The organism is Celeribacter sp. PS-C1 (genome assembly GCF_019429625.1).
Lineage (GTDB): Bacteria > Pseudomonadota > Alphaproteobacteria > Rhodobacterales > Rhodobacteraceae > Celeribacter.
The window spans coordinates 160,058-183,012 of record NZ_JAHXRW010000003.1 but is presented as its reverse complement, the minus strand read 5'-3'; the positions used below and the strand labels follow the sequence as shown (position 1 = coordinate 183,012).

22 protein-coding genes are annotated in these 22,955 nt (G+C 58.8%); 12 read left to right on the top strand and 10 right to left on the bottom strand.

The window, feature by feature from the left end:
- Positions 1–3: 3 nt before the first annotated feature.
- The 4 genes from J5Y17_RS05745 to J5Y17_RS05730 all read right to left on the bottom strand — a co-directional run bounded on the left by J5Y17_RS05745 (position 4) and on the right by J5Y17_RS05730 (position 3,387).
- Positions 4–711: an ABC transporter ATP-binding protein gene (locus J5Y17_RS05745; protein ID WP_219784278.1), complete on the bottom strand. Its 708-nt coding sequence runs from the start codon at positions 709–711 to the stop codon at positions 4–6.
- Positions 708–1,334: a hypothetical protein gene (locus J5Y17_RS05740; RefSeq protein ID WP_219784277.1), complete on the bottom strand. Its 627-nt coding sequence runs from the start codon at positions 1,332–1,334 to the stop codon at positions 708–710. Before J5Y17_RS05740 ends, J5Y17_RS05745 begins: the two co-directional genes overlap by 4 nt.
- Positions 1,331–2,119 carry an ABC transporter ATP-binding protein gene (locus tag J5Y17_RS05735; protein WP_219784477.1) on the bottom strand — a complete coding sequence of 263 codons (789 nt, stop codon included), beginning with the start codon at positions 2,117–2,119 and terminating at the stop codon, positions 1,331–1,333. The genes J5Y17_RS05740 and J5Y17_RS05735 overlap by 4 nt, the downstream gene beginning before the upstream one ends.
- A gap of 92 nt (positions 2,120–2,211) precedes the next feature.
- Positions 2,212–3,387 (bottom strand): ABC transporter substrate-binding protein, encoded by a 1,176-nt coding sequence (locus tag J5Y17_RS05730; RefSeq protein WP_219784276.1) that lies wholly within the window; start codon positions 3,385–3,387, stop codon positions 2,212–2,214.
- 303 nt (positions 3,388–3,690) lie between these two features.
- Between J5Y17_RS05730 and J5Y17_RS05725 the strand changes: the two genes are divergently transcribed.
- Both J5Y17_RS05725 and J5Y17_RS05720 read left to right on the top strand, forming a co-directional pair.
- Positions 3,691–4,791, top strand: coding sequence for a PQQ-dependent sugar dehydrogenase (locus J5Y17_RS05725; RefSeq protein WP_219784275.1), 1,101 nt, complete (start codon positions 3,691–3,693; stop codon positions 4,789–4,791).
- Positions 4,792–4,990: 199 nt separating this feature from the next.
- Complete coding sequence (locus J5Y17_RS05720; protein WP_219784274.1) at positions 4,991–6,361, top strand: class II 3-deoxy-7-phosphoheptulonate synthase; 1,371 nt, start codon at positions 4,991–4,993, stop codon at positions 6,359–6,361.
- Between the two features lie 65 nt (positions 6,362–6,426).
- Here the strand turns inward: J5Y17_RS05720 and J5Y17_RS05715 are convergent, their stop codons facing one another.
- The gene (locus J5Y17_RS05715; RefSeq protein WP_219784273.1) at positions 6,427–6,831 is read right to left on the bottom strand and encodes a GNAT family N-acetyltransferase; all 405 of its coding nucleotides are present in this window, start codon (positions 6,829–6,831) and stop codon (positions 6,427–6,429) included.
- A 145-nt stretch (positions 6,832–6,976) separates the two neighbouring features.
- Complete coding sequence (locus tag J5Y17_RS05710) at positions 6,977–7,702, bottom strand: PAS domain-containing protein (RefSeq protein WP_219784272.1); 726 nt, start codon at positions 7,700–7,702, stop codon at positions 6,977–6,979.
- Between the two features lie 598 nt (positions 7,703–8,300).
- Between J5Y17_RS05710 and gmk the strand changes: the two genes are divergently transcribed.
- Both gmk and J5Y17_RS05700 read left to right on the top strand, forming a co-directional pair.
- Entirely contained in the window at positions 8,301–8,963 is a 663-nt protein-coding gene (gene gmk / locus J5Y17_RS05705) for a guanylate kinase (RefSeq protein WP_219784271.1), read from the top strand.
- Entirely contained in the window at positions 8,960–9,490 is a 531-nt protein-coding gene (locus J5Y17_RS05700; protein ID WP_219784270.1) for a gamma carbonic anhydrase family protein, read from the top strand. The genes gmk and J5Y17_RS05700 overlap by 4 nt, the downstream gene beginning before the upstream one ends.
- Positions 9,491–9,523: 33 nt before the next feature.
- Here J5Y17_RS05700 and J5Y17_RS05695 read toward each other — a convergent pair whose 3' ends face one another.
- Positions 9,524–10,081, bottom strand: coding sequence for a hypothetical protein (locus J5Y17_RS05695; RefSeq protein WP_219784269.1), 558 nt, complete (start codon positions 10,079–10,081; stop codon positions 9,524–9,526).
- A gap of 68 nt (positions 10,082–10,149) precedes the next feature.
- On the opposite strand from J5Y17_RS05695, the gene J5Y17_RS05690 reads away from it, so the two are divergent.
- From J5Y17_RS05690 to J5Y17_RS05655, 8 genes are all read left to right on the top strand, one after another.
- On the top strand, positions 10,150–11,217 hold the full coding sequence (locus J5Y17_RS05690) for a cell wall metabolism sensor histidine kinase WalK (RefSeq protein WP_255571896.1): 1,068 nt from the start codon (positions 10,150–10,152) through the stop codon (positions 11,215–11,217).
- Between the two features lie 279 nt (positions 11,218–11,496).
- Complete coding sequence (locus J5Y17_RS05685) at positions 11,497–12,528, top strand: substrate-binding domain-containing protein (RefSeq protein ID WP_219784268.1); 1,032 nt, start codon at positions 11,497–11,499, stop codon at positions 12,526–12,528.
- A 137-nt stretch (positions 12,529–12,665) separates the two neighbouring features.
- A complete protein-coding gene (pstC, locus tag J5Y17_RS05680; protein WP_219784267.1) occupies positions 12,666–14,132 on the top strand; it encodes a phosphate ABC transporter permease subunit PstC in 1,467 nt (488 codons plus the stop codon).
- The gene (gene pstA / locus J5Y17_RS05675; RefSeq protein ID WP_219784266.1) at positions 14,132–15,490 is read left to right on the top strand and encodes a phosphate ABC transporter permease PstA; all 1,359 of its coding nucleotides are present in this window, start codon (positions 14,132–14,134) and stop codon (positions 15,488–15,490) included. Before pstC ends, pstA begins: the two co-directional genes overlap by 1 nt.
- Positions 15,491–15,507: 17 nt before the next feature.
- The gene (pstB, locus tag J5Y17_RS05670; RefSeq protein ID WP_219784265.1) at positions 15,508–16,305 is read left to right on the top strand and encodes a phosphate ABC transporter ATP-binding protein PstB; all 798 of its coding nucleotides are present in this window, start codon (positions 15,508–15,510) and stop codon (positions 16,303–16,305) included.
- Positions 16,306–16,316: 11 nt separating this feature from the next.
- A complete protein-coding gene (gene phoU / locus J5Y17_RS05665; protein WP_219784264.1) occupies positions 16,317–17,042 on the top strand; it encodes a phosphate signaling complex protein PhoU in 726 nt (241 codons plus the stop codon).
- On the top strand, positions 17,042–17,731 hold the full coding sequence (phoB, locus tag J5Y17_RS05660) for a phosphate regulon transcriptional regulator PhoB (RefSeq protein WP_219784263.1): 690 nt from the start codon (positions 17,042–17,044) through the stop codon (positions 17,729–17,731). Before phoU ends, phoB begins: the two co-directional genes overlap by 1 nt.
- A 148-nt stretch (positions 17,732–17,879) precedes the next feature.
- Positions 17,880–18,545 carry a GntR family transcriptional regulator gene (locus J5Y17_RS05655; RefSeq protein ID WP_219784262.1) on the top strand — a complete coding sequence of 222 codons (666 nt, stop codon included), beginning with the start codon at positions 17,880–17,882 and terminating at the stop codon, positions 18,543–18,545.
- Between the two features lie 2 nt (positions 18,546–18,547).
- Here J5Y17_RS05655 and J5Y17_RS05650 read toward each other — a convergent pair whose 3' ends face one another.
- From J5Y17_RS05650 to J5Y17_RS05640, 3 genes are read right to left on the bottom strand one after another with little or no spacing between them, the layout of a single operon-like run.
- Complete coding sequence (locus J5Y17_RS05650) at positions 18,548–19,987, bottom strand: aldehyde dehydrogenase family protein (protein ID WP_219784261.1); 1,440 nt, start codon at positions 19,985–19,987, stop codon at positions 18,548–18,550.
- Between the two features lie 20 nt (positions 19,988–20,007).
- A complete protein-coding gene (locus J5Y17_RS05645; protein WP_219784260.1) occupies positions 20,008–21,309 on the bottom strand; it encodes an FAD-binding oxidoreductase in 1,302 nt (433 codons plus the stop codon).
- Between the two features lie 4 nt (positions 21,310–21,313).
- A complete protein-coding gene (locus tag J5Y17_RS05640) occupies positions 21,314–22,696 on the bottom strand; it encodes an aspartate aminotransferase family protein (protein WP_219784259.1) in 1,383 nt (460 codons plus the stop codon).
- Between the last annotated feature and the right edge of the window lie 259 nt (positions 22,697–22,955).

The following is a 22,955-nucleotide window of genomic DNA, read 5'->3' as shown; positions in this document are numbered from 1 at the left end:
CTCTTATCCGCCCAAGAACGTCCGGCGCACTTCGGGGTCCGCCAAAAGGTTCGCGCCAGTGTCGGTATAGGCGTTGGCGCCTTGCACGAGCACATAACCTTTGTCTGCGATTTCAAGCGCTTGTCGGGCATTTTGTTCCACCATGAGGATGGAAATCCCGGTTTTGGCGACCTCGATGATCCGGTCGAACAGCTCGTCCATCACGATGGGCGAGACGCCCGCCGTCGGCTCGTCGAGCATCAAAAGCTTCGGCTGGGTCATCAGCGCACGGCCCACGGCGACCTGTTGGCGTTGACCTCCGGACAACTCGCCCGCGTTCTGGTTGCGCTTTTCATAGACCGCCGGGAAGAGCTCGTAGACCTGCTCGATGGTGGGTTCGATGTCGTCCTTGCGGATAAACGCCCCCATCTCAAGGTTCTCGCGCACTGTCATGGTCGGGAAAATATTATGGGTCTGCGGCACAAATCCCATGCCCTTATAGACACGTTCCTGTGGGCTGAGGCCGGTGATGTCCTCACCATCGAGATGCACATGCCCCTCGCGCAGGTTCAACATGCCGAAGACTGCCTTCATCGCGGTCGATTTGCCCGCGCCATTTGGCCCGACGATCACGGCGATCTCGCCCTTTTGTACGGTCAGCGTACAGCCGTGCAGAATATCTGCGCCTGCGCCATAGCCGCCGCGCATTTCATTGGCATGGAGGAAACTCATTGCACCTCCTCCCAGAACTTGACGTCGAAATCAGCAAGGAAATCGGCGTGACGCGCCTTGAAAGCTTCGTCAATGTCATCCGCAAGGGTGTAGGTGATGATTTGAACTGTGTCATGATCACCGACAATGGCCGTGTTGGCGTAAATGATGCTCATGCCTTCAATCGAAGCGCTGTAGTAAAGGGTTTCGGTGGCGTGGCCCTCTACCTGCGCTGCGTCCAGGCCAAAGACCGGCACCTGAGACGGCGGCAAACCCATCGCATCGGCGGCATATTCCAGCGCAACGCTTTGCATCATGGGGAGAGACATCCCATCTTTCGTGCCGACCCCTTCATAGACGACCATGCCGTAATTGCGATCATCGAGATTGAACGCTGCGTTGACCTCAGAGTTCGGAACTTTCGTCGGCTTCCATTTCAATGGATTGCCGCAAAAGGACAGCTTGGCCGCAATTTTGAAGCAGCTTTGTTCGCCGAGGTCGCTGAATTCCCAGGTGCCGTTGTCGTAAAGCTCGACACGTTTGCCCTCAACCATGGCGATGCCGACGATAGATTGCGACACAGCAGCGGAGACTGTGGAAAACGTGAAAACAGCCCCGGCAAGGACGGATGCAAGTTTGTTCATTGCGCCTCCTCCTCAGTTTTCTTGTTCTTCACACCGGTGCCGAGATAGGCCTCGATCACCGCTTCGTTTTGCATGATCTCGTCGGCGGTGCCGGTCGCCATGACCTGACCCTGCGCCATGACGATCACCGGATCGCAAAGCTGTTTGATGAAATCCATGTCATGCTCGATCATGCAGAATGTGTAGCCGCGCTCGACGTTCAGGCGTTTGATCGCATCGCCGATCGTGTAGAGCAGGGTGCGGTTCACGCCCGCGCCGACTTCGTCGAGGAACACCATCTTGGCGTCGACCATCATCGTACGGCCAAGTTCCAAAAGCTTTTTCTGGCCGCCGGAAATTTCGCCCGCTTTCAAATCCGCGATATGGGAGATCGTCAGGAATTCAAGCACTTCATCGGCTTTGGCCCGAAGGGCCCGCTCTTCCTCGGCGATGCGTTTGCGTCCGAACCATGTGTTCCAAAGCGTCTCGCCTGATTGGCCAGAGGGCACCATCATCAGGTTCTCGCGACAGGTCATTGAGCCGAACTCATGCGCGATCTGGAAGGTGCGCAGAATGCCCTTATGAAACAACTCGTGCGGTTTGAGCCCGGTGATGTCCTCACCGTCGAACAGCACTTGGCCCGACGTCGGCGTCAGAACCCCAGCGATACAGTTGAAAAGCGACGTTTTCCCCGCGCCATTGGGCCCGATGAGCCCCGTGATCGAGCCTTGCTCCAACGTGAGCGAGGCGCCGTCAACCGCGCGAAAACCGCCGAAATGCATGTGCAAATCACGCACTTCGATCATTTTATGTGTCCCCATAGATCGGCCTTTGGACCGAAAACGTGAGCCCGGGACGTCTTGCGCCCCGGGCCATTGATCAGAATACCGACCGTGTTTTAGCGGATATCAACCGTTTCAAACGCGCCATCGGTGATGGTGTAGTAGCGATAGGAGCCAGCGGCTTCACCCGGTCCGATCAGCTCGACATTGGTGGCACCGACATAATCGATATCGCCACCGGACGCGAGAATTTCGAGCGCTTTCGCAAGCTCACCCGGCAGGATCGGCTCACCCGGCGCGTTGGCAACATCGAGAACATTGGCTGCGACGGCTTCTTTGGTCGCTTCGCCGCCCTTGGCCATGGCCAGAGCGATCAGAGCCGCTGCGTCATAGCTTTCGCGGGTGTAGGCGGAGGACACGTTGATGCCAGCCGCTTCGCCAAGTGCGTTGAACGCATCGGTGCCTTCGCCTTCGGCCCACGGCACGATACCAAGGGAGCCTTCGACCACATCGCCCAGATCGGACAAGAGGCTGTCGCCGTACATGCCATCGCCCAGGAGATACATGTCAAAAGCGCCGGTGTCAGCGGAGGCCTGGATAATGCCTTTACCACCTTGGTCGACATAGCCCAGCACGACGAGCGCTTCGCCACCGGCTGCAGCCATGGCCCCGATCTCTGCGGAGTAGTCGGCTTTGCCGTCTTCATGCGAGGTGTTGATGGTGATCTCACCGTCGTAAGCGGCAGCAAACGCATCCGACAGGCCTTTGCCGTAGTCGGAGTTGGTGTAGGTCACGGCCACGGATGTGATGCCTTTTTCTTCCAGAACATCGGCCAGAACTTCGCCCTGACGCGCGTCGGACGGCGAGGTGCGGAAGAAAAGATCGTTGTCTTCGACGGTCGTGAGACCCGGCGAGGTGGCGGACGGAGACACCATCACAACGCCATTCGGCACAGCCACGTTCGAAAGGACTGCGCCGGTCACACCGGAACAGTCCGCGCCCATGATGGCGACGACACCGTCGGAGGTGATCAGACGCTCAGCCGCAGCAGAGGCCGCCGCCGCATCGACGCAGGTGCTGTCCGCACGCACGGGCGTGATGGTCGAGCCACCCAGGAACGCGCCGCTGTCGCTCACTTCTTTCATGGCCAGCTCCGCACTGGCGGCCATGTCGGGGGTCAGCGATTCAATCGGTCCGGTGAACCCGAGAATGACACCAACCTTGACGTCTTCGGCGTAGCCCGCGCCCGCCATAAGGGTCGCAGCGGTGGAAGCCAGAAGCAGCTTTTTCATATGGAAATACTCCCTGTTTTGGATCTTGTCCTGGGGCGGAGCCTAGACGGGCTTTGACCGGATGGAAAGATATGCCGCAGCGTTTCGCGGCCTGTTTTGGGGCATTTGCTCAAATTCTGACGGGGTGGCGGGCACCGTCAGCCCCAATGTCGCGGGTTTTCGCCGGGTGAACCACTTGTGTGAGCTAAAGCGACCGACTCGGACGGGCGCGCGTGAACTCTCTTTCCATTTGAAAAAGCGGTGGATCGCATTAACTCAATTGCAACTCCGAGACCTTCCACCATTCCTGAGAAAGGCCTTTATATGTCTTTGATCTTCGCGCGCGTTTTTGCACCGCTTTTCGCGTCTGCTGCATTGATGCTCTCCACGTCTTTGGCCGCCGCTGACCGCATGGCCGGGGACGCAGCCGTTGAGGTGACGGAAGAAGTCACGGGATTGGATGAACCGTGGGCGATTGACTTCCTGCCCGAGGGCGGCGTGTTAATCAGCGAGATTGACGGACGACTTTTGCGGGTAAAAGACGGCAAGGTGACTGTGATCGACGGCACGCCCGAGGTCTGGGAAAGCGGGCAGGGTGGTCTTTTGGACATTATGATCCCGCGCGATTTTGCCGAGAGCGGCGAAGTGTTTCTCAGTTATTCCAAACCGATGCGTGGCGGCGCAGGCACGGCACTTGGCGTCGGGCGGCTCGAGGGCGATCAGCTTGTGGGCTTTCGCGATCTCTTTGTGATGGCCGAGGGCAGCCGCAGGGGCCAGCATTTCGGCTCTCGTATCGTTGAAGCAACGGATGGCACACTATTCCTCACCGTCGGAGAGCGCGGCGATCGGGAGGCCGCGCAAGACAAGGCTCGCGCCAATGGTTCGGTGCTTCGGATCAATCGTGATGGCACCATTCCTGCGGACAATCCTTTTGTTAACGAGGCCGACACTCTACAGGCTCTGTGGTCCTTTGGTCACCGCAATCCCCAAGGCGCGGCTCTCGATGGTGAGGGGCAACTTTGGGTCAACGAACATGGGCCGCAGGGCGGCGACGAGATCAACCTCGTCTCCAAAGGCGTCAACTATGGCTGGCCTCTGACCAGCTACGGCGAGAATTACGGCGGCGGTCGTTTCGCGCCTCAAACACTAGACGGCACCGCGCCGCCCGCGCATCAGTGGACGCCCTCCATCGCGCCTTCGGGTTACATGATCTATGAGGGTGATTTGTTCCCGTGGCTGAGAGGAAAACACCTGATCGGGTCGCTTAAATTTGACTATATTTCCGTGATGGATCCGGCCACTTGGCAGGAGGAGCAATGGTCCTGGCCCGAAACTGGTCGTGTGCGCGACATTGTCGAGGCGCCGGATGGATCGATCTGGTTCCTCTCAGTTCTGGAGGGCGCCGCTTACCGGATTGCACCATAGGACTAAGGCCCGAAAGACAGGGAGGGCGCGCAGGAATTAGGCGTTTGCACGGGATTTCTACGTCCAATCCTGATTGTTTTGGGTTTTCTCAGGACGTTCTCGCCTCTATAAGTCATCAGACTTCGCGTGCGCTACCGCTAACACGGACAGGTTTGCCGCGTGAGGGAGGAGAATTGATAACCGTTTTGGAGTAAAGACGATGACGGATTGGGTGAAAACCGCATGGCGCAACAAACCGCGTGTGCAAATGCCCGACTATACGGACGAGGCCGCGCTGAACGCTGTTGAGGCGCAGCTTGCCAAATATCCGCCGCTCGTCTTTGCGGGCGAGGCGCGCAAGCTCAAACGTGATCTGGCGAAAGCGTCGCGTGGCGAGGCCTTCCTTTTGCAAGGTGGCGATTGCGCCGAAAGCTTTGCGGAATTCGGCGGCGATCAGATCCGCGACACCTTCAAAGTCATGCTGCAAATGGCGATGGTGCTCACCTTTGGTGCGAAAGTGCCGGTGATCAAAGTCGGCCGGATGGCGGGCCAATTCGCGAAACCGCGCTCTGCCCCGACCGAGACCGTCGGTGGCGTGGAACTGCCGTCCTACCGTGGCGACATCATCAACGGGTTCGAATTCGATGAGGCCTCGCGCATCCCCGATCCGAACCGCATGCTGCAGGCCTACACACAGGCGGCGGCCTCGCTAAACCTGCTGCGCGCTTTCTCCAAAGGTGGTTTTGCTGACATTCACCGGGTGCACGCCTGGACGCTGGGCTTTACCGAATCCGACGAGGCCGAGAAATACCGCGACATGGCTAACCGCATTCAGGATGCGCTCGACTTCATGAAAGCGGCGGGCATGACGGCGGAACATAACCCCGATCTGCAAACCGTGGATTTCTACACCTCGCATGAGGCGCTTTTGCTGGAATACGAAGAGGCGCTGACCCGTGTCGATAGCACCACCGGCGCCACGATTGCAGGTTCCGGTCACATGATCTGGATCGGCGACCGGACGCGTCAGCCGGACGGCGCGCATGTCGAATTCTGCCGTGGCGTTCAGAACCCGATCGGTCTGAAATGCGGTCCCTCGACCAGTGCCGAAGACCTCAAGGTGCTGATGGGCAAACTCAACCCCGAAAACGAGGCAGGGCGTCTGACGCTCATCGCGCGTTTCGGCGCGGGCAAAGTGGCCGATCACCTGCCGCGTCTCATTGAGACCGTGAAAGGGGAAGGCGCAAATGTCGTCTGGTCCTGTGACCCGATGCATGGCAACACGATCAAATCCGAGAGCGGCTATAAAACCCGTCCGTTCGAACAGGTGCTCTCCGAGGTGCAGGAATTTTTCGCCGTGCACCGCGATCAGGGCACCATCCCGGGCGGCGTGCATTTCGAGATGACCGGCAAGGACGTAACCGAATGCACCGGCGGCCTGCGCGCGGTGACCGACGAGAACCTCGCCGACCGCTACCACACCGCTTGCGATCCGCGTTTGAACGCATCTCAGTCGCTGGAGCTTGCCTTCCTTGTGGCCGAAGAGTTGCAAAAAGGTCAGACCCCGGAGACGGTGGCGGCAACCGCCTAAGGTCTCGAAAAATCAAGATGTTGAAAGCTGGGCTTCATGCCCGGCTTTTTTTATTCGCCGCGTCTTCAGTCTCCACGGTGAAAGATGAAGCAATTCCCGGCGGCCTCGTATCCCGCCGCCTCATAGAACGACATCGCGCCGGGCGCGGAGAGCAGAAGATGTGTCTTGACCTCAGGCGCCGCGCTGACGGTTTCCTGCAAAAGCGCCTTTCCAATTCCGCGCCCCTGAAACCGCACGTCGACCGCAAGATCGGAGCAATAGAGGCAATAGGCAAAATCGGTGACGGAGCGCGCCACGCCCACCAGATGCCCCACCGCATCCCGGGCCGTGACGATCAGGTCGGAATTCGCCAACATTCTGGCGATCCGCTGCGGCTGATTGACCGGACGGCGTTCGGCCAATGTTGAGGCGGCCAACAGCGAGAGAAATTCAGAGGCGGAGAGGTCGGGCTCTATGGCATAGGTGATCATGGGCGCTCCTTTATGTCCCTGAGAGGAGCATGCGCCCGGCGAATTGAAAAGCAAAAAGGCGCGGCTCCCCGCCCCCCGATTGTCGGAGTGTGCCGCACCCGATGACCGTTCCCCTCACGGGGAAGGTCATATGAAAACCGATAGCTTACTCGTCCGTTTTGACCAGACGCAGCACCGGCTTTGCGGGGCGCGGGGTCTCTTCCACCTTGTCCTGCGTCTCAGAGGCGGTGGATTTGCTGTCCTCATAGGCCTGTTTGGCCTCGGCGAAACCGGCAGGCACCGGCGTGCCTTTCGGCGTGGTGTCAAAGCTCTGGTCCGCCGGATTGCCCAAGAGCGGGCGGGACCGGATGTCCACCACTTCAAAGCGGCGCGGCTGACGACCGATCTCGCCTTTGGACTGCAAGCACCCCAACACGCGGTTCACATCGCCCAGATCGGATTTCAGCGGGCAGAGCAAAAGCTGCGCATCCATCGCGCCGCGCCCGATTCCGCGTTCGGCCTTGAGCGTGATGACGGTGATTTGCGGAGTCTCGAACACAGCTTCGAGCGCCTCGGAGAGTTTCGCGCGGCTTTCCGGCACGAACATCGCGGTCAACGGCATGCCGCGCACTTCCATCCCCATGAGATCGGTCAGATGCATGCCGGCAAGGCGAAACCGCGCCACACCGGGAGCAATGCGTTCGAGGATGAAGGCGAATTCGAGGGCCGATTGCATGCCCCGCGGGTCCACTTCGGCGCGGGCCGGAACAGGTCTGCCGTTCCGCAGGCCTTCCCAATAGGCCTCGACCGTTTTCAACGCGGGAAAGTGGATGTCATTACGGCGTGGCATCAGAGAAACGACATTGGAGCCACTCATATATTCAATCTTCATCTCAACACCTATTCAACTGAGCGATCCGCGGCCCGTGACGGGGCCTGAAGCGGGTCTTTAAATACTGTCGGGTGTGCGTTCTGCCGCTGTCGAAAGGGCTTTTCGACCTCTCTGCCGCCCGACCTGTCTTGGCAACGATCTGACATCGCTGGCTTGATCTGAATATGCCACGAGATTGGCTAAATTGGTGGAAAATCCTAACGAATGGTTAATGTGTCGCTGCAAAAACTTCGAAAATCTGTGGGAATATCTTAGGGAAATAGAAAGGCTGTAGAGACTGGTGCTTTTAAAATGCAATAAAGATCAAATAATTAAATTTCAGACGCTCGGAATTAGTGCTTATCAAAAGTTTAACAGGCGGCAGTTTTCTAAAATTTTATGGAACCCCTACACTCGCACCAAATGACCACAGACCGGGGTAAACGCAGCGGAGTTGTGACGCTACACATGTGAAGTGAGTCTCTGAGGCAGAACGCAATTGCCAGAGCTGTCATACATGCAGCATGTACCGATGCTGGTCATCGCGGAGGCGGACGGCTATAGACCAAGCATAGCGCCGTCATAATGCGGAGCGCCAAAGAGACACGCGGAGGTCAATATGCGAAGTTCAGACAGGTCGGCCGAGCGGCGCGGTCTTCTCATCATCCTGTCGTCACCCTCAGGTGCCGGAAAATCGACGCTGGCGCGCCGTTTGATGGCTTGGGACGAGACGCTGAGCTTTTCGGTGTCCGCCACGACGCGTGCACCGCGCGACGGCGAAGAGGACGGTGTGCACTACCATTTCGTCGATGTTCCCGGCTTTAAACACATGGTCGAAGAGGGCGAGATGTTGGAGCACGCCCATGTGTTCGGCAACTTTTACGGCTCGCCGGCCGCGCCCGTGCGCAAGGCCATCGAAGAGGGGCGTGATGTGCTGTTCGATGTGGACTGGCAAGGCGCACAGCAGATTTCGAATTCTGTGCTGCGCGATCACGTGCTGTCAATCTTCGTGCTGCCGCCGTCGATCAAGGAGCTGCGCCGTCGTCTAGAGACACGCGGTCAGGACAGTGCAGAGACCATCGGTAAGCGGATGGAGAAAAGCTGGGACGAGATCAGCCACTGGGATGGCTATGATTACGTGCTGGTGAATGATGATCTGGAGGTGAGTTTCGAGCGCCTTAAAACGATCATCGCCGCCGAACGCCTGCGCCGGGTGCAGCAACCTGGCCTCATGGGTTTTGTGCGGGGGCTGCAATCGGAATTCGAGGAGGTGGAAGGATGACGCTTTATTCTTTGAACGATCACGCGCCGGTGTTGCCGGAGAATGGCGACTATTGGGTCGCACCGGGGGCGCATGTCATCGGCAAGGTGATCCTGGAAGAGGGCGCCAACATCTGGTTTGGTGCCACTCTCCGCGGCGACAATGAGGCGATTGTCGTGGGTGAGGGCACGAATATTCAGGAAAACGCAGTGCTGCACACCGATATGGGCTATCCGCTCACCATTGGCGCCGGCTGCACCATCGGGCATAAAGCGATGCTGCATGGTTGCACCATCGGGGAGAATTCGCTGATCGGCATGGATGCGACGGTCCTTAACGGGGCCAAGATCGGCAAGAATTGTCTGATCGGGGCAGGGGCGCTGATCACGGAAGGCAAGGAAATCCCGGACGGATCTCTCGTCATGGGCAGCCCCGGACGCGTGGTGCGCGAACTGACCGAGGCGCAGATCAAAGGGCTCAAGGCTTCTGCGTTGCATTATCAGCAAAACGCACAACGGTTTCGTGATGGGCTGAAAGCGCTCGACTGACGTGCCTGATCCGTCATATCCGGCGGCGTCGCTTTAGTGCAGCGCCGTCTGGATACGAACAGGTTCCGGGCTGAGCATATCGAAGTCGAGGTCCGGGAATTGGCTGCGCACTTCGTTCCGCACGATCTCTGGACGGGGCAGACCTTTGGTGATCGCTCGAAACGCCCCTTTGTAATCCGCGTCTTGCAAAAGCGCCGCAAGATCGAGACAGTCGAAATGGGCCGATATCACGGGTGCCACGACGCTACCCGGATTGATGCTGTGCAAAATCTCAGGTGTCAGATCGCAGAACTCTATAAAGAAGAGACCCGTGTCCTGAGGAAAATGCCGCTTGAGCGTTTGCATGCGCTGCGGTTCACCCACCATCAGGATCATCCCTTGGGGTTTGCTTTGCGCCCTGTCGAGATGCGCAATCAGGTCACCGAATATGTTCTGCCGTATGGTTCCCATTGTGCACGGGGTCCGATCTTTTTTCTCATTCCGGTTTAGAGGAAACGTGTAAAGTATCGAAAATGCAATAATATTTTTGTCCAAATCAAAAATATTCGCAAAATGAAAATCTCTCACCGCGAAATACGACAGCCTTGTCATATGACCCGCCCCTTGTCATGAGAAGGTTACACGGTAGCGGTAACCAGCACCGAAAAATGGACACTGCCATGCAATACAATTCGAAACAGGTCAGATACGGCGAAGATATGATGGAGGCGATGGCGGATGCCATGCCTTTGCCGGTCGTCGTAATTGGGCGCGACGAAAGGATCATGGCAGCGAATGCACCTGCACGGCATTTGTTCAGCGAGACCATGGAGGGGCGGCATTACATCACGGTGCTGCGCCAACCGATGCTCCTCGATGCCATCGAGAACGTGCTGCGCCTGTCTGAGCCCGCGCAAGCGATCTACCGCATCACCGAAAGCCAGCGCGATCTCGTCTATGACGTGGTGCTGCGTCCGGTGATCGTCGAGGATTTCGCCTGTGTCACGGTCGCCTTCGAAGACAAGACAGAGCTGCACGAGGCAGGTCAGATGCGCCGGGATTTCGTCGCCAATGTCAGCCACGAGCTGCGCACGCCTCTGACCGCTGTTCTGGGATTCATTGAAACGCTTTTGGGACCGGCCGCCGATGATGCTGTCGCCCGAAAGCGGTTTCTCGAGATCATGGACCGCGAGGCGCAGCGGATGAACCGCATCGTGGGCGATCTTTTGTCTTTGTCCCGCGTCGAGGCGGAGCGCCGGGTGCGCCCGACCGACCGTGTGGATATCCCCGCAATCCTGCGCTCTGTCGTCAGCAGCCTGCAACCTGTGGCCGAAGCGCAGAAAGTGAAGCTGATCCTGGAGGGCGCCGAGGGGACCGAAGAGGTGCCGGGCGATCATGACCAACTCACCCAAGTGTTCACCAACCTGATCGAGAACGCGATCAAATATGGTGGGCGCGAGAAAGAGGTGCGAATCTGTCTGACCTCGCACACGGTCGAACCGACGATGCGCAGTTCGGCGATCCGGGTGGATGTTTCGGATCAGGGCGAGGGAATCGCCACCCAACATATTCCGCGCCTGACCGAGCGATTCTACCGGGTGGATTCGCACCGTTCGCGTGAAATGGGCGGCACCGGCCTTGGGTTGGCGATTGTGAAGCACATTCTGAACCGTCACCGCGGGCGGTTGCGGGTTGAAAGTCACACCGGGCAGGGCAGCTGTTTTTCTGTCATATTGCCCTATGAATAAGGGCCCGTGAGGGTGCTGAAGCGCCTGCATGATGGTCGCGGTATAGGTTAACGCGCTGTCACAATCCTTAATATCTTGTCACAATTCATCCGATGAAAGCCCGTTTTGCGGGCTTTTTTTACGGGAAAAGATGGTCAAATTCGTAAGATGTCTAGGAATTTAACCTCATCTGTCATGAAACCGTTACATTACTTTCACAAAAGCATTGCACCTGCCCCCTAAACCGCCCGTCGAGAGAGCAATACCGCTCTCGGACATAAGCAAATTCAGGAGCAACTCATGTCCTTTGTGAAACTGACCGCTTCCGCGATCGCGATCGCTGCCGTTTCGGCCACTGCCGCCTCTGCCCGTGACCAAGTGCAGGTTGCCGGTTCTTCGACCGTTCTGCCTTACGCCTCCATCGTCGCTGAAGCCTTCGGTGAAAACTTTGACTTCCCGACCCCGGTCGTGGAATCCGGTGGTTCCTCCGCTGGCCTCAAGCGCTTCTGCGAAGGTGTTGGCGAAAACACCATCGACGTGGCCAACGCATCCCGCGCCATCAAATCCTCTGAGATCGAAGCCTGTGCTGCCGCTGGCGTGACCGACATCATCGAAGTCCGCATCGGCTACGATGGCATCGTGTTCGCCTCGCAACTCGAAGGCCCGGCCTTCACCGCGTTCGAACCGGCTGACATCTTCAACGCTCTGGGCGCCAAAGTCCTGAAAGACGGCGAACTGGTCGACAACACCTACGCTCAGTGGTCCGAATTCAACGCCGATCTGCCGGCGGCTGACATCATGGCCTTCATCCCGGGCACCAAGCACGGCACCCGTGAAGTGTTCGAAGAAAAAGTTCTGATGGCAGGTTGTGAAGCCACCGGCGCTATGGAAGCCATGATCGCTTCCGGCATGTCCGAAGACGACGCAGAAGACGCATGTATGGCTGTCCGCACCGACGGTAAGTCTGTCGACATCGACGGCGACTACACCGAAACGCTCGCTTCCATCGACGCCAACCCGAACGGCATCGGCGTGTTCGGTCTCGCGTTCTACGAGAACAACACCGACAAGCTGAAAACCGCGACCATGTCCGGCGTTGAAGCCACCACCGAGACCATCGCCTCCGGCGATTACCCGGTTTCTCGCCCGCTCTACTTCTACGTGAAGAAAGCCCACATCGGCGTGATCCCGGGTCTGAAAGAATACGCTGAATTCTTCATCTCCGATGACATGGCTGGCACCGACGGCCCGCTCTCCGAGTACGGCCTCGTGTCCGACCCGGAACTGGCTGCGACGCAAGCTGCCGTGTCTGCTGAAGACACCATGCAATAAGCCTTACGGCTTGCATCAAATCGGGGCGGCGCGGAGTCTTTCGCGCCGCCTCTCTCGCCGGGAAAGCCTCCCGCGACTTTAAATTTCCAGCCTCCGGACCCTGATCTGATCACAGGTGTCCCGCAAAGGAGCGGCCCATGCCTCTGTTGTGGCTTTTCATTCTTGTTGTGGCCCTTGGCCTCATTGGTTTCATTCTGGGACGCACGCGCGCGCTCAAGGATGCAAATGGCGACATTCGCCTGCTGCATTCACTCCCGAATTATTACGGCTCCAACGTGCTTCTGGCAGTGCTGATCCCGGGCCTCGCGGCCATGCTGCTTTGGTTGATCCTTCAACCGATGGTGATCCAGGGCCAAGTGTCCTCGATGATCCCCGACACGGCCTACACCGACAAAGGCTCTCTGAACCTCGTAATGTCCGACGTGCGCCGCGTTGCCGAAGGTCTGGATATTGCCGTAGAGCAGGGCACGTTGACCCGCGAACAGGCCCGCGACATCCGCACGGAACTCACAGACATTCGCGCCCGTCTCGGCGCAGTCGGTGTGGCTCTTGGGTCGAATGTGGAAAGCTATGTCCTGAAGGCCGCGCAGAAATATCGCACGATGAATGCGGTGGGCAACTGGATGATGACCGTCGCCGTTCTGGGCGCGGCTCTGGCGGGTTTTGCCGTCTCCATGCTGCGCACCAACAAGGACATGCGCGCGCGCAACTCGGTCGAACGTGTCATTCAGGGTCTGTTGATCGGTGCGGCCTCCATCGCGATCCTGACGACGCTGGGCATCGTCTTGTCGCTGATCTTCAACACCATCGAGTTCTTCAAACTCTATCCGGCGCTGGATTTCTTCTTCGGCACCACTTGGTCGCCGTCCTTTGGCGGGGGCTCGGAGCTTGGCATTCTGCCGCTGTTCTGGGGCACCTTCTACGTCTCTATCATTGCGCTTTTGGTGGCCGTGCCCATCGGGCTTTTCGCCGCGATCTACCTGTCGGAATATGCCGGCCCGAAAGTGCGCGCGATTGCCAAACCGCTCTTGGAAGTCTTGGCTGGCATCCCGACCATCGTTTACGGTCTCTTCGCACTGTTGACGGTTGGCCCGATGCTGATGACGGTCTTCGGTGCAGACGGGGGCCTTGGCTGGATGCAGGGCGGTCGCTCTGTGATGACCGCAGGTCTGGTGATGGGGGTGATGCTCATTCCTTTCGTCTCCTCGCTGTCCGATGACATCATCAACGCAGTGCCGCAGGCGATGCGGGACGGCTCTCTGGGCCTCGGCGCTACCAAATCCGAAACCGTGCGTCAGGTTGTGCTCCCCGCTGCTTTGCCGGGCATCGTGGGCGCCATCCTCTTGGCCGCGTCGCGTGCCATCGGCGAGACCATGATCGTGGTGCTGGGGGCAGGGGCCGCGGCCAAGCTGAACCTCAACCCCTTCGAAGCCATGACCACCGTGACCACACGGATCGTGTCTCAGCTGACGGGTGACGCCGATTTCGCCTCCGCCGAAGCGCTTGTCGCCTTTGCCTTGGGCATGACGCTCTTCGTCATCACCCTTGTGCTCAACATCTTCGCGCTCGTGATCGTGCGCAAATACCGGGAGCAGTATGACTGATGTCCGATTTTACCGCTGATAACGGCCCCGCAAAGGGTGACGCCAAGTCGTCTCTGTTCCACGAGACCACGCGCACCAAACGCCGCAACGCCGCCGAGGCCCGGTTCAAAGCCTATGGCATCGCTGCCATCGCCACCGGCCTGTTTTTTCTGGTCGCTCTCTTGGTGGCCATTCTGGGCAACGGCTTGCCGGCCTTTAAACAGACCTTCGTCACCATTCCTGTGGAATTGACCGAGGCGAAGCTCGACAAGTCAGGCAATCGCAACCCGGAAGAACTCGCGAAGGTCTCGACCTTTGGCTACAAGCCGGTGGTCACCGACGCGCTGATTGCCGCACTCAAGGCCGAGGGCATCGAAATTCCCTTTGCGAAAGAGAAAGATGTCGAGGACATCCTGTCGGCCTCTGTCGCCGCTCAGGTGCGTGACACGGTTCTGGCGAACCCCGATCTGATCGGTGAGACGGTCGAGTTCCGCCTTCTGGCCTCGTCGCGTGTGGATGGTTATTTCAAAGGTCGCGTGACCCGCGACGCTCTGGCGCGTGACAAGAACCTCGACGCCGAACACCTCGATGTCGCGGACGCCATGGTTGCCGCCGGTCTGATGAAAACCACCTTTAACGCTGATTTCATTTTTGGCGCGGACGCCTCCGAGAGCCGTCCGGAACAAGCCGGGATCGGGGTTTCGATGGTGGGCTCTTTGTTCATGATGATCGTGGTGCTGGCGCTGGCGCTGCCGATCGGTGTGGCCGCTTCGATCTATCTCGAAGAATTCGCGCCGCAGAACAAATGGACCGATCTGATCGAGGTGAACATCTCGAACCTCGCGGCTGTGCCCTCCATCGTCTTTGGTATCCTTGGCCTTGCGGTCTTCATTCAAATCGCGCACCTGCCACAATCTGCGCCGCTCGTCGGCGGTCTGGTGCTGACACTGATGACCCTTCCGACGATCATCATCTCGACGCGCGCATCGCTCAAGGCGGTGCCGCCCTCAATCCGCGACGCGGCTTTGGGTGTGGGCGCCTCCAAGATGCAGTCGGTGTTCCACCATGTGTTGCCTCTGGCAATGCCGGGCATCCTGACGGGCACGATTATCGGTCTGGCACAGGCACTGGGCGAGACCGCGCCGCTTCTCTTGATCGGCATGGTGGGCTTTATCGCCTCCAACATGCCCGACGGGATCGCCTCTGGCTTTATCGACCCGAACTCCGCCATGCCGGCTCAGATTTACGAATGGGCAAAACGTGCCGATCCGGCCTATTATGAGCGTGCTTGGGGCGGGATCATCATCCTTCTTGTTTTCCTGATGACGATGAACATCATCGCCGTCCTCCTGCGCCGCCGCTTTGAGCGTCGTTGGTAAGAGCTGAGGTTAGACCTATGAACGATATGCGAATTGTGAGAAAAGACGTGGACATGAACGACACCAAAATCTCCGCCAAAAAAGTGCAGGTTTTCTACGGCGAAACCCATGCCATCAAGGACGTGGATGTCGAGATCAAGGACAAGACCGTCACTGCCTTTATTGGTCCGTCGGGCTGTGGCAAGTCGACTTTCCTGCGCTGTCTGAACCGCATGAACGACACGATTGATATCTGCCGCGTCGAGGGGAACATCCTCCTGGATGGCGAAGACATCTACGACAAACGCGTCGATCCGGTGCAACTGCGCGCCAAAGTCGGTATGGTGTTCCAGCGTCCGAACCCGTTCCCGAAGTCGATCTACGACAACATCGCTTATGGACCCCGTATCCACGGTCTGGCGAAAAACAAAGCCGATCTGGACGAGATCGTTGAAAAAGCGCTTCGCCGTGGTGCGATCTGGGACGAGGTCAAAGACCGTCTCGACGCGCCGGGCACCGGTTTGTCCGGCGGTCAGCAACAGCGTCTCTGCATCGCCCGCGCCGTGGCGACCGAGCCGGAAGTTCTGTTGATGGACGAGCCGTGCTCTGCGCTCGACCCGATTGCGACGCTTCAGGTCGAGGAACTGATTGACGAACTGCGCGAGAATTTCTCCGTCGTCATTGTGACTCACTCGATGCAACAGGCCGCCCGTGTCAGCCAAAAAACCGCATTTTTCCACCTCGGCAACCTGGTGGAATATGGCGATACGGAACAGATTTTCACCAACCCGCATGATGAGCGCACCGAGAGCTACATCACCGGTCGGATTGGGTAAGGAGCAAATTGATGCATAACGATAGCAAACATATCGCCTCGGCGTTTGACCGTGATCTCGAAGCCATTCAGGCGATGATCATGAAAATGGGCGGTCTGGTTGAGGCCGCCATCAAGGACGCCGCTCAAGCGCTCGAAGAGCGTGACGTCGAGCTGGCCGAAAAGGTGCGCAGCTCCGACAAGGCCATCGATCAGCTCGAGGAAAGCGTCAACGAAGAGGCCGCGCGCCTCATCGCGCTGCGCTCTCCGACCGCCTCCGATCTGCGGACGGTTCTGACCGTGATGAAGATCTCCACCAACCTCGAACGCTGTGGCGACTATGCGAAGAACCTGGCGAAACGCACGGGTGTTCTGGTCAACATGTCGCCGATCGAGGGCGCCGCGCCGTCGATCCGTCGTATGGCGCGTGAGGTTGAGGAAATGCTGCGTCTGGCGCTCGATGCCTATATCCAGCGCGACACAGGCCTCGCCAATGAGGTGCGTCACCGCGATCTCGACGTCGATCAGATGTACAATGCGCTGTTCCGCGAATTCCTGACCTATATGATGGAAGACCCGCGCAACATCACCGCCTGTATGCACCTGCATTTCATCGCCAAAAACATTGAGCGCATGGGCGATCACGCCACTTCGATTGCCGAGCAGGTGATCTACCTGACCACCGGCGAGATGCCCGAAGATGCGCGTCCGAAAGGCGATGTCACCTCGCAAACCGCTCTGGGCGCTGAGGAAGTCTGATGTCTGCCGACCAACCCCGTGTACTCGTGGTGGAGGATGAGCCTGCTCAGCGGGAAGTCCTCGCCTACAATCTCGAAGCTGAAGGTTTTGCGGTGTCGAAGGCGGAAAACGGCGATGATGCGCTGTTGTATGTCGACGAAGACAGCCCGGACATCATCGTCCTCGACTGGATGTTGCCGGGCGTCTCCGGCATCGAGATTTGTCGTCGCCTCAAAACCCGGCCTGACACGCGCGAGATTCCGATCATCATGCTCTCGGCCCGTTCCGAAGAGGTGGATCGGGTGCGCGGTCTTGAAACCGGCGCGGATGACTATGTGGTGAAGCCCTATTCCGTGATCGAACTGATGGCTCGCGTCCGCACCCAACTGCGCCGCGTGCGTCCGGCCTCGACGGGGCAAGTGCTTGAATTCGAAGATATTCGTTTGGACTCGGAGACCCATCGCGTCACTCGTGGTGATGATGCGCTGAAACTCGGTCCGACGGAATTCCGCCTGCTGTCCACCTTCATGGAAAAGCCGGGGCGTGTTTGGTCGCGCGAACAGTTACTGGATCGTGTTTGGGGCCGCGACATCTATGTCGACACCCGCACGGTGGATGTGCACATTGGTCGGCTGCGCAAAGCACTTTGTCAGCATGGTGGCCAGGATCCCGTCCGCACCGTGCGCGGCGCGGGTTACGCTTTGGGCTAACGAGCTTCGATCCAGAAGATCAGAAAATGCGCCAAGTCCGATGGGCTTCGGCGCATTTTTACATTTCCGACATGAAGAGGCGCGCCACGGCTTGCCGAACTCTTGGAATATATGCTCAAATCATTTGAGCAAATTCTCAGAGGCCCAAATGTCAGAAATCTTCACCAAGGAACCGGCGCATATGCGGACCTACCGCGGGATCAGGGATCTGATCCTGTCGGGCGATCTGGTGCCGGGGGAGCCGGTGACGATTCAGGGTCTCACGGATCGGTTGAATGCCGGCATGACACCGGTGCGCGAGGCGATCCGGCGCCTCACCTCAGAAGGCGCTTTGGTGTTTCATGGCAACCGCCGGGTGACGGTTCCGGTGCTGAGCCTTTCGGAAGTGGACGAGTTGATCTTTGCCCGTCTGGCTCTTGAGCCTGAGCTCGCGAAGCGCGGCGCTGAACAGATGGGAGAGGCAGAGATTGCCGCGCTCACAATGGTGGACGGCGAGATCGACGAGGCCATGCGGAAGGGCGACATGCGCGGCTACATGATCCACAACCATCGGTTCCACATGATGCTTTACCGCGCAGCGCGCACTGAGGTCATCGGCCCCATCGTCGACACGCTATGGCTGCGGTCCGGTCCGGCGCTTCGGGTGATGTGCACACGGTTCGGGTCACAGAACCTGCCGGACATGCACCAAATCGCGATCGATGCCCTGCGCAACGGCGATGGCGACGGCGTGGCAGAGGCCATTCGTCGCGACATCCTTCAGGGCATGGAAAATATCCGCGCCATCGTCGCCGAAAGCGCGGAAGACGCGTAAACTTAGACAGATATGGCCTTGATTTCGCAGAAATCTTCGATGCCGTATTCTCCGCCTTCGCGACCATTTCCGGAAAGCTTGTAACCTCCGAACGGCGAGCCGTAGGAAATATCAGACCCGTTCAAATGCACCATGCCTGCGCGAATGTCTCGTGCCATGGCGAGACCGCGCGCTTTGCTCTCTTCGGACGCGCCGGTCTGGATATAGGCAGCGAGGCCGTAGGGCGTGTCATTGGCAATCTCGACGGCTTGCGCATCGTCTTGGTAGGAGATCATCGCCAGAACCGGACCAAAGACCTCTTCCTGTGCGATGCGCATATCGTTGGTCACGTCGCCAAACACGGTCGGGCGCACGAAATAGCCGCGATTGAACCCTTCGGGGCGACCAAGACCGCCAGCAACAAGTCGCGCGCCATCTTCGATCCCAACCTGAATGAGACTCTGCACCCGGTCATATTGCATCTGCGACACAAGCGGGCCGATGTGGTTGCCGGTCTGGGAGGGCAGGCCGACCTCGGTCGCCTCGGCCACTTCCTTGGCGATCTCCATTGCGGTCTCGTAATGACTTTCCGGGATCAGCATTCGCGTCGGGGCGTTGCAGGATTGGCCGGTGTTTTGGAAACAATGGCGCACGCCGCGTTTCACCGCCTCTTCGAAATCGCAATCGTCCAGCAACACGTTCGGAGATTTGCCGCCCAACTCGAGCGTCACACGTTTGACCGTGGGTGCTGCGGCTTTGGAAATCTCGACACCCGCGCGGGTAGAGCCGGTGAAGGAGACCATGGCGATATCGGGATGTGCGGAGATCGCAGCACCCACGCCCGGGCCGTCGCCATTCACGAGGTTGAATACGCCCTTCGGCACGCCCGCCTCATGTAGAATCTCGGCATATAAAAGCGCGTTCATCGGAGTGAGTTCCGAGGGTTTCAGCACCATCGTGCAGCCAGCAGCCAGCGCGGGTATGACCTTCAAAGCGATCTGGTTGATCGGCCAGTTCCACGGCGTGATGAAACCGCAAACCCCGATGGCCTCGTGCACGATCAGATCGCCGGGACCGTTGGGGTATTCGAACTCGAACTCTTCCAGCGCTTTTACAACACCGTCGAGATGCCCGATGCCTACGGCGGCCTGCGCTCGGTCCGACAGAGAAATCGGCGCGCCCATTTCTTCGGTGATGAGGGCGGACATTTCGTCGTAGCGTCTTTGATAGACCTCGCGGATCGAGGCCAGAAGATCGAGGCGCTCAGCCTTTGTCGTGCGCGAAAACGACGGGAAGGCGGCTTTGGCGGCCGCCACGGCGGCGTCCACATCTGCCAATGCGCCCATCGCGACCTCGGCAAAGACCTCTTCAGTCGCCGGATTGATCACGTCCATCATCGTGTCGCCGAGCGGCTTAACCCACGCGCCGTTGATATAGAACCGGTCGGTTTTCAATTCCGTCATGCCTCTTATCCTTTTGAAACTTATAGTTTGTCGCGCAAAGCATACCACGTCATCGCAAGCGCCAGAAGTGGCGTCCGAAGTCTCGGCCCGCCGGGAAAGCGCGGGCATGGCAGCGATTGTATGAGATCGAAACGCGAGGCGTGGCCTTCGACGGCCTCCGCCGCGATTTGCCCGGCAAGCGTGGCCAAAGCAACGCCCTGACCGGAGAAGCCCGCGATGGAGATGGCGTTCGGCCCGAGACGCGCAAAATGCGGCAAGCGGGACATGGTGATGCCCAAAGTGCCGCCCCAGGCGTAGTCGAGTTTGGCGTCTTTCAACTCCGGGTAGACGCCCAGCATCGGCCCGCGCACCTTGGCGCGCAGGTCGCTAGGGAACTTATAGCCGTAACTCTCGCCGCCGCCGAAAATCATCCGGTTGTCCGGCGACATGCGGTAGTAATTGATCACAAACCGGCTGTCCGCCACGGCATAACGGTTCGGGATCAGACGCGCGGCGAGATCAGAGGGCAGGGGCTCTGTCACCGCGATGAAATTGTTGATCGGCATTACGTGATGCGCGACGTCGTGGTCGAGATTGTTGTGGTAGCCATTGAGCGCGAGGATCAGGTGATCGGCCTCGATCACGGCTTGATCGGTGTGGACGCGCGGTTTGCCCTCGGTCTCAACGCGCGTGACCCGCGACAGCTCATGAATGCGCACGCCAGCGGCCTCGGCCAGACGCGCGATCGCGAAGGCGTAGCGCAGCGGGTGCAGGTGACCGGAGCCCATGTCGAGCGTGCCGGAGTAATAGTCCTCTGAGCCGGTCTCGTGACGCACCGCGTCGCGGTCGAGGTAGCGGATTTTTTCGTAACCGTAGACCCTGTGCATGTGGTCCACATGCTTTTGCGAATGATCGGAAAACCGCGCGCGATGGTTGGCGTGGATCACACCATCGCGCCAGTCGCAGTCATCACCACTCTCGGCGAGGATCGTCTTGACCAGATCAACGGCTTCTGCGCCCAGATCCCAGAGCATCCGCGCGTCATCCATGCTAACATGGGTTTCCAGCTCGTCCTGTTCGAGCCGTTGCCCCATCGACACCTGACCACCGTTGCGCCCCGAGGCGCCAGAGCCCACACGCGAGGCCTCCAACAGCACCACGTCAAGGCCGCGGCGCGCCATATGAAGCGCCGCCGACAGGCCCGCGTAGCCTCCGCCGATGACACAGACGTCCGCCTTGAGCGTGCCAGTGGCAGTCGGGTAGGGGCCGGGCGCCTCAGCTGTGGCGGCATACCATGAGGAGGCGTGTTCGCCGGGCCGGTCGTTGATGGTCAGGATGTCCATGAGATCAGACGTTTAGCCCCTCCGCCTCGATCCGCTCAAGCGCCTCGTCCAGAGACTTGCGGGCGCGTTCAATCAGGATGTCGACCTCTGCTTTGGTGATGGTCAGCGGCGGGGAGATGATCATACGATCCCCGACATGGCGCATCACCAGATTGTTGGCAAAGCAGCGCTCGCGACAGATATAGCCGACGGTGCCGCCGGGGGCCTTAAACTTGGCGCGCGTGGCCTTGTTCGGCGTCAAGGCGATTGAGCCCATGAGGCCGACGATCTTGGCCTCGCCAACCATAGGATGATCGACCAGAGCCTCCCATTTTTCCTTGAGATAGGGTGCGATCTCTTTGCTGGCATGCTCTACGATGCCTTCTTCTTCGAGCAAGCGGATGTTCTCCAGAGCCACAGCGCAGGCCACCGGATGGCCCGCGTAGGTGTAGCCGTGAGCAAATTCGCTGCCGTTGATGACAGAGGCGATTTCGTCGGACACGATGGAGGCGCCGAGAGGAATGTAGCCGGAGGTGATGCCCTTGGCACAGGTCATGATGTCGGGCGTGATGCCCATGGTTTCAGACCCGAACCAATTGCCGGTGCGGCCAAAGCCGGTGATAACCTCGTCGACAATCAAGAGGATGCCGTATTTCTCGATGATGCGGTTAATTTCCGGCCAATAGGTCTCCGGCGGCACAATCACGCCACCGGCGCCTTGCACCGGCTCCGCGATAAAGGCGGCGACAGTTTCGGGGCCAAGTTCGAGGATTTTCGCCTCAAGTTCCTGCGCGCGTTTTAGGCCGAACTCTTCGGCGCTCAGATCGCCGCCTTCGGACCACCAATCGGGCTGGTCGATGTGATGAATGCCGGGGATGGGCAGGCCACCTTGGGCGTGAATGCCCTTCATCCCGCCAAGGGAACCACCGCCCATGGTCGAGCCATGATAGCCATTCCAGCGCGAGATCACGTTGAAGCGTTCCGGCTGGCCTTTCAGCTCCCAGTAATGCCGCACCATACGCAGGTTGGTGTCGTTGGAATCCGAACCCGAGCCGTTGAAGAAGACGTGGTTCAAATCGCCCGGCGCGATCTCGGCGAGTTTCTTCGCCAGCATGATTGCGGGCACGTGAGAGGTCTGGAAAAACGTATTATAGTAGGGCAGTTGCTTCATCTGGCGTGCGGCCACATCGGCCAGTTCCTCGCGCCCGTAGCCAACATTCACACACCACAGACCGGCCATAGCGTCGAGAATCTCTTCGCCCTCGCTGTCGGTCAGCCAGACGCCCTTTGCCTTGGTAATGATCCGGGCACCTTTTTTCGCCAACTCATTGCCGTCGGTAAACGGATGCATGTGGTGGGCTGCGTCGAGAGCCTGAAGCTCTGCAGTGGGCAAGTGATTGTCGCTCATGCGTCTGATCCTTTCTCGACCATGAAAACCTCTACGGCACAAAGTGAAAGTTGTGCCTTCAGACGATCCGGTCGAGGTCTTTAGGGTGGACGGGCGGTTTCGCCCGAAAATCTACCACCGAGAAATATGATCAAATTATTTTACGGTCAAGGGATCTGCGGTGAATGCGTCTCGGAGAAGACGGCTCTGCATATTTTCGAAGCAACGAGAGCGCTCCGTCGGACGTCTGGAGGTATTGGAAGAAAATTCGTGCGTATTG

Coding starts and splice junctions, on each gene's coding strand:
- J5Y17_RS05745 (WP_219784278.1), bottom strand. CDS start 711: ATGAGTTTCCTCCATGCCAATGAAATGCGCGGCGGCTATGGCGCAGGC.
- J5Y17_RS05740 (WP_219784277.1), bottom strand. CDS start 1,334: ATGAACAAACTTGCATCCGTCCTTGCCGGGGCTGTTTTCACGTTTTCC.
- J5Y17_RS05735 (WP_219784477.1), bottom strand. CDS start 2,119: ATGATCGAAGTGCGTGATTTGCACATGCATTTCGGCGGTTTTCGCGCG.
- J5Y17_RS05730 (WP_219784276.1), bottom strand. CDS start 3,387: ATGAAAAAGCTGCTTCTGGCTTCCACCGCTGCGACCCTTATGGCGGGC.
- J5Y17_RS05725 (WP_219784275.1), top strand. CDS start 3,691: ATGTCTTTGATCTTCGCGCGCGTTTTTGCACCGCTTTTCGCGTCTGCT.
- J5Y17_RS05720 (WP_219784274.1), top strand. CDS start 4,991: ATGACGGATTGGGTGAAAACCGCATGGCGCAACAAACCGCGTGTGCAA.
- J5Y17_RS05715 (WP_219784273.1), bottom strand. CDS start 6,831: ATGATCACCTATGCCATAGAGCCCGACCTCTCCGCCTCTGAATTTCTC.
- J5Y17_RS05710 (WP_219784272.1), bottom strand. CDS start 7,702: ATGAAGATTGAATATATGAGTGGCTCCAATGTCGTTTCTCTGATGCCA.
- gmk (WP_219784271.1), top strand. CDS start 8,301: ATGCGAAGTTCAGACAGGTCGGCCGAGCGGCGCGGTCTTCTCATCATC.
- J5Y17_RS05700 (WP_219784270.1), top strand. CDS start 8,960: ATGACGCTTTATTCTTTGAACGATCACGCGCCGGTGTTGCCGGAGAAT.
- J5Y17_RS05695 (WP_219784269.1), bottom strand. CDS start 10,081: ATGACAAGGCTGTCGTATTTCGCGGTGAGAGATTTTCATTTTGCGAAT.
- J5Y17_RS05690 (WP_255571896.1), top strand. CDS start 10,150: ATGCAATACAATTCGAAACAGGTCAGATACGGCGAAGATATGATGGAG.
- J5Y17_RS05685 (WP_219784268.1), top strand. CDS start 11,497: ATGTCCTTTGTGAAACTGACCGCTTCCGCGATCGCGATCGCTGCCGTT.
- pstC (WP_219784267.1), top strand. CDS start 12,666: ATGCCTCTGTTGTGGCTTTTCATTCTTGTTGTGGCCCTTGGCCTCATT.
- pstA (WP_219784266.1), top strand. CDS start 14,132: ATGTCCGATTTTACCGCTGATAACGGCCCCGCAAAGGGTGACGCCAAG.
- pstB (WP_219784265.1), top strand. CDS start 15,508: ATGAACGATATGCGAATTGTGAGAAAAGACGTGGACATGAACGACACC.
- phoU (WP_219784264.1), top strand. CDS start 16,317: ATGCATAACGATAGCAAACATATCGCCTCGGCGTTTGACCGTGATCTC.
- phoB (WP_219784263.1), top strand. CDS start 17,042: ATGTCTGCCGACCAACCCCGTGTACTCGTGGTGGAGGATGAGCCTGCT.
- J5Y17_RS05655 (WP_219784262.1), top strand. CDS start 17,880: ATGTCAGAAATCTTCACCAAGGAACCGGCGCATATGCGGACCTACCGC.
- J5Y17_RS05650 (WP_219784261.1), bottom strand. CDS start 19,987: ATGACGGAATTGAAAACCGACCGGTTCTATATCAACGGCGCGTGGGTT.
- J5Y17_RS05645 (WP_219784260.1), bottom strand. CDS start 21,309: ATGGACATCCTGACCATCAACGACCGGCCCGGCGAACACGCCTCCTCA.
- J5Y17_RS05640 (WP_219784259.1), bottom strand. CDS start 22,696: ATGAGCGACAATCACTTGCCCACTGCAGAGCTTCAGGCTCTCGACGCA.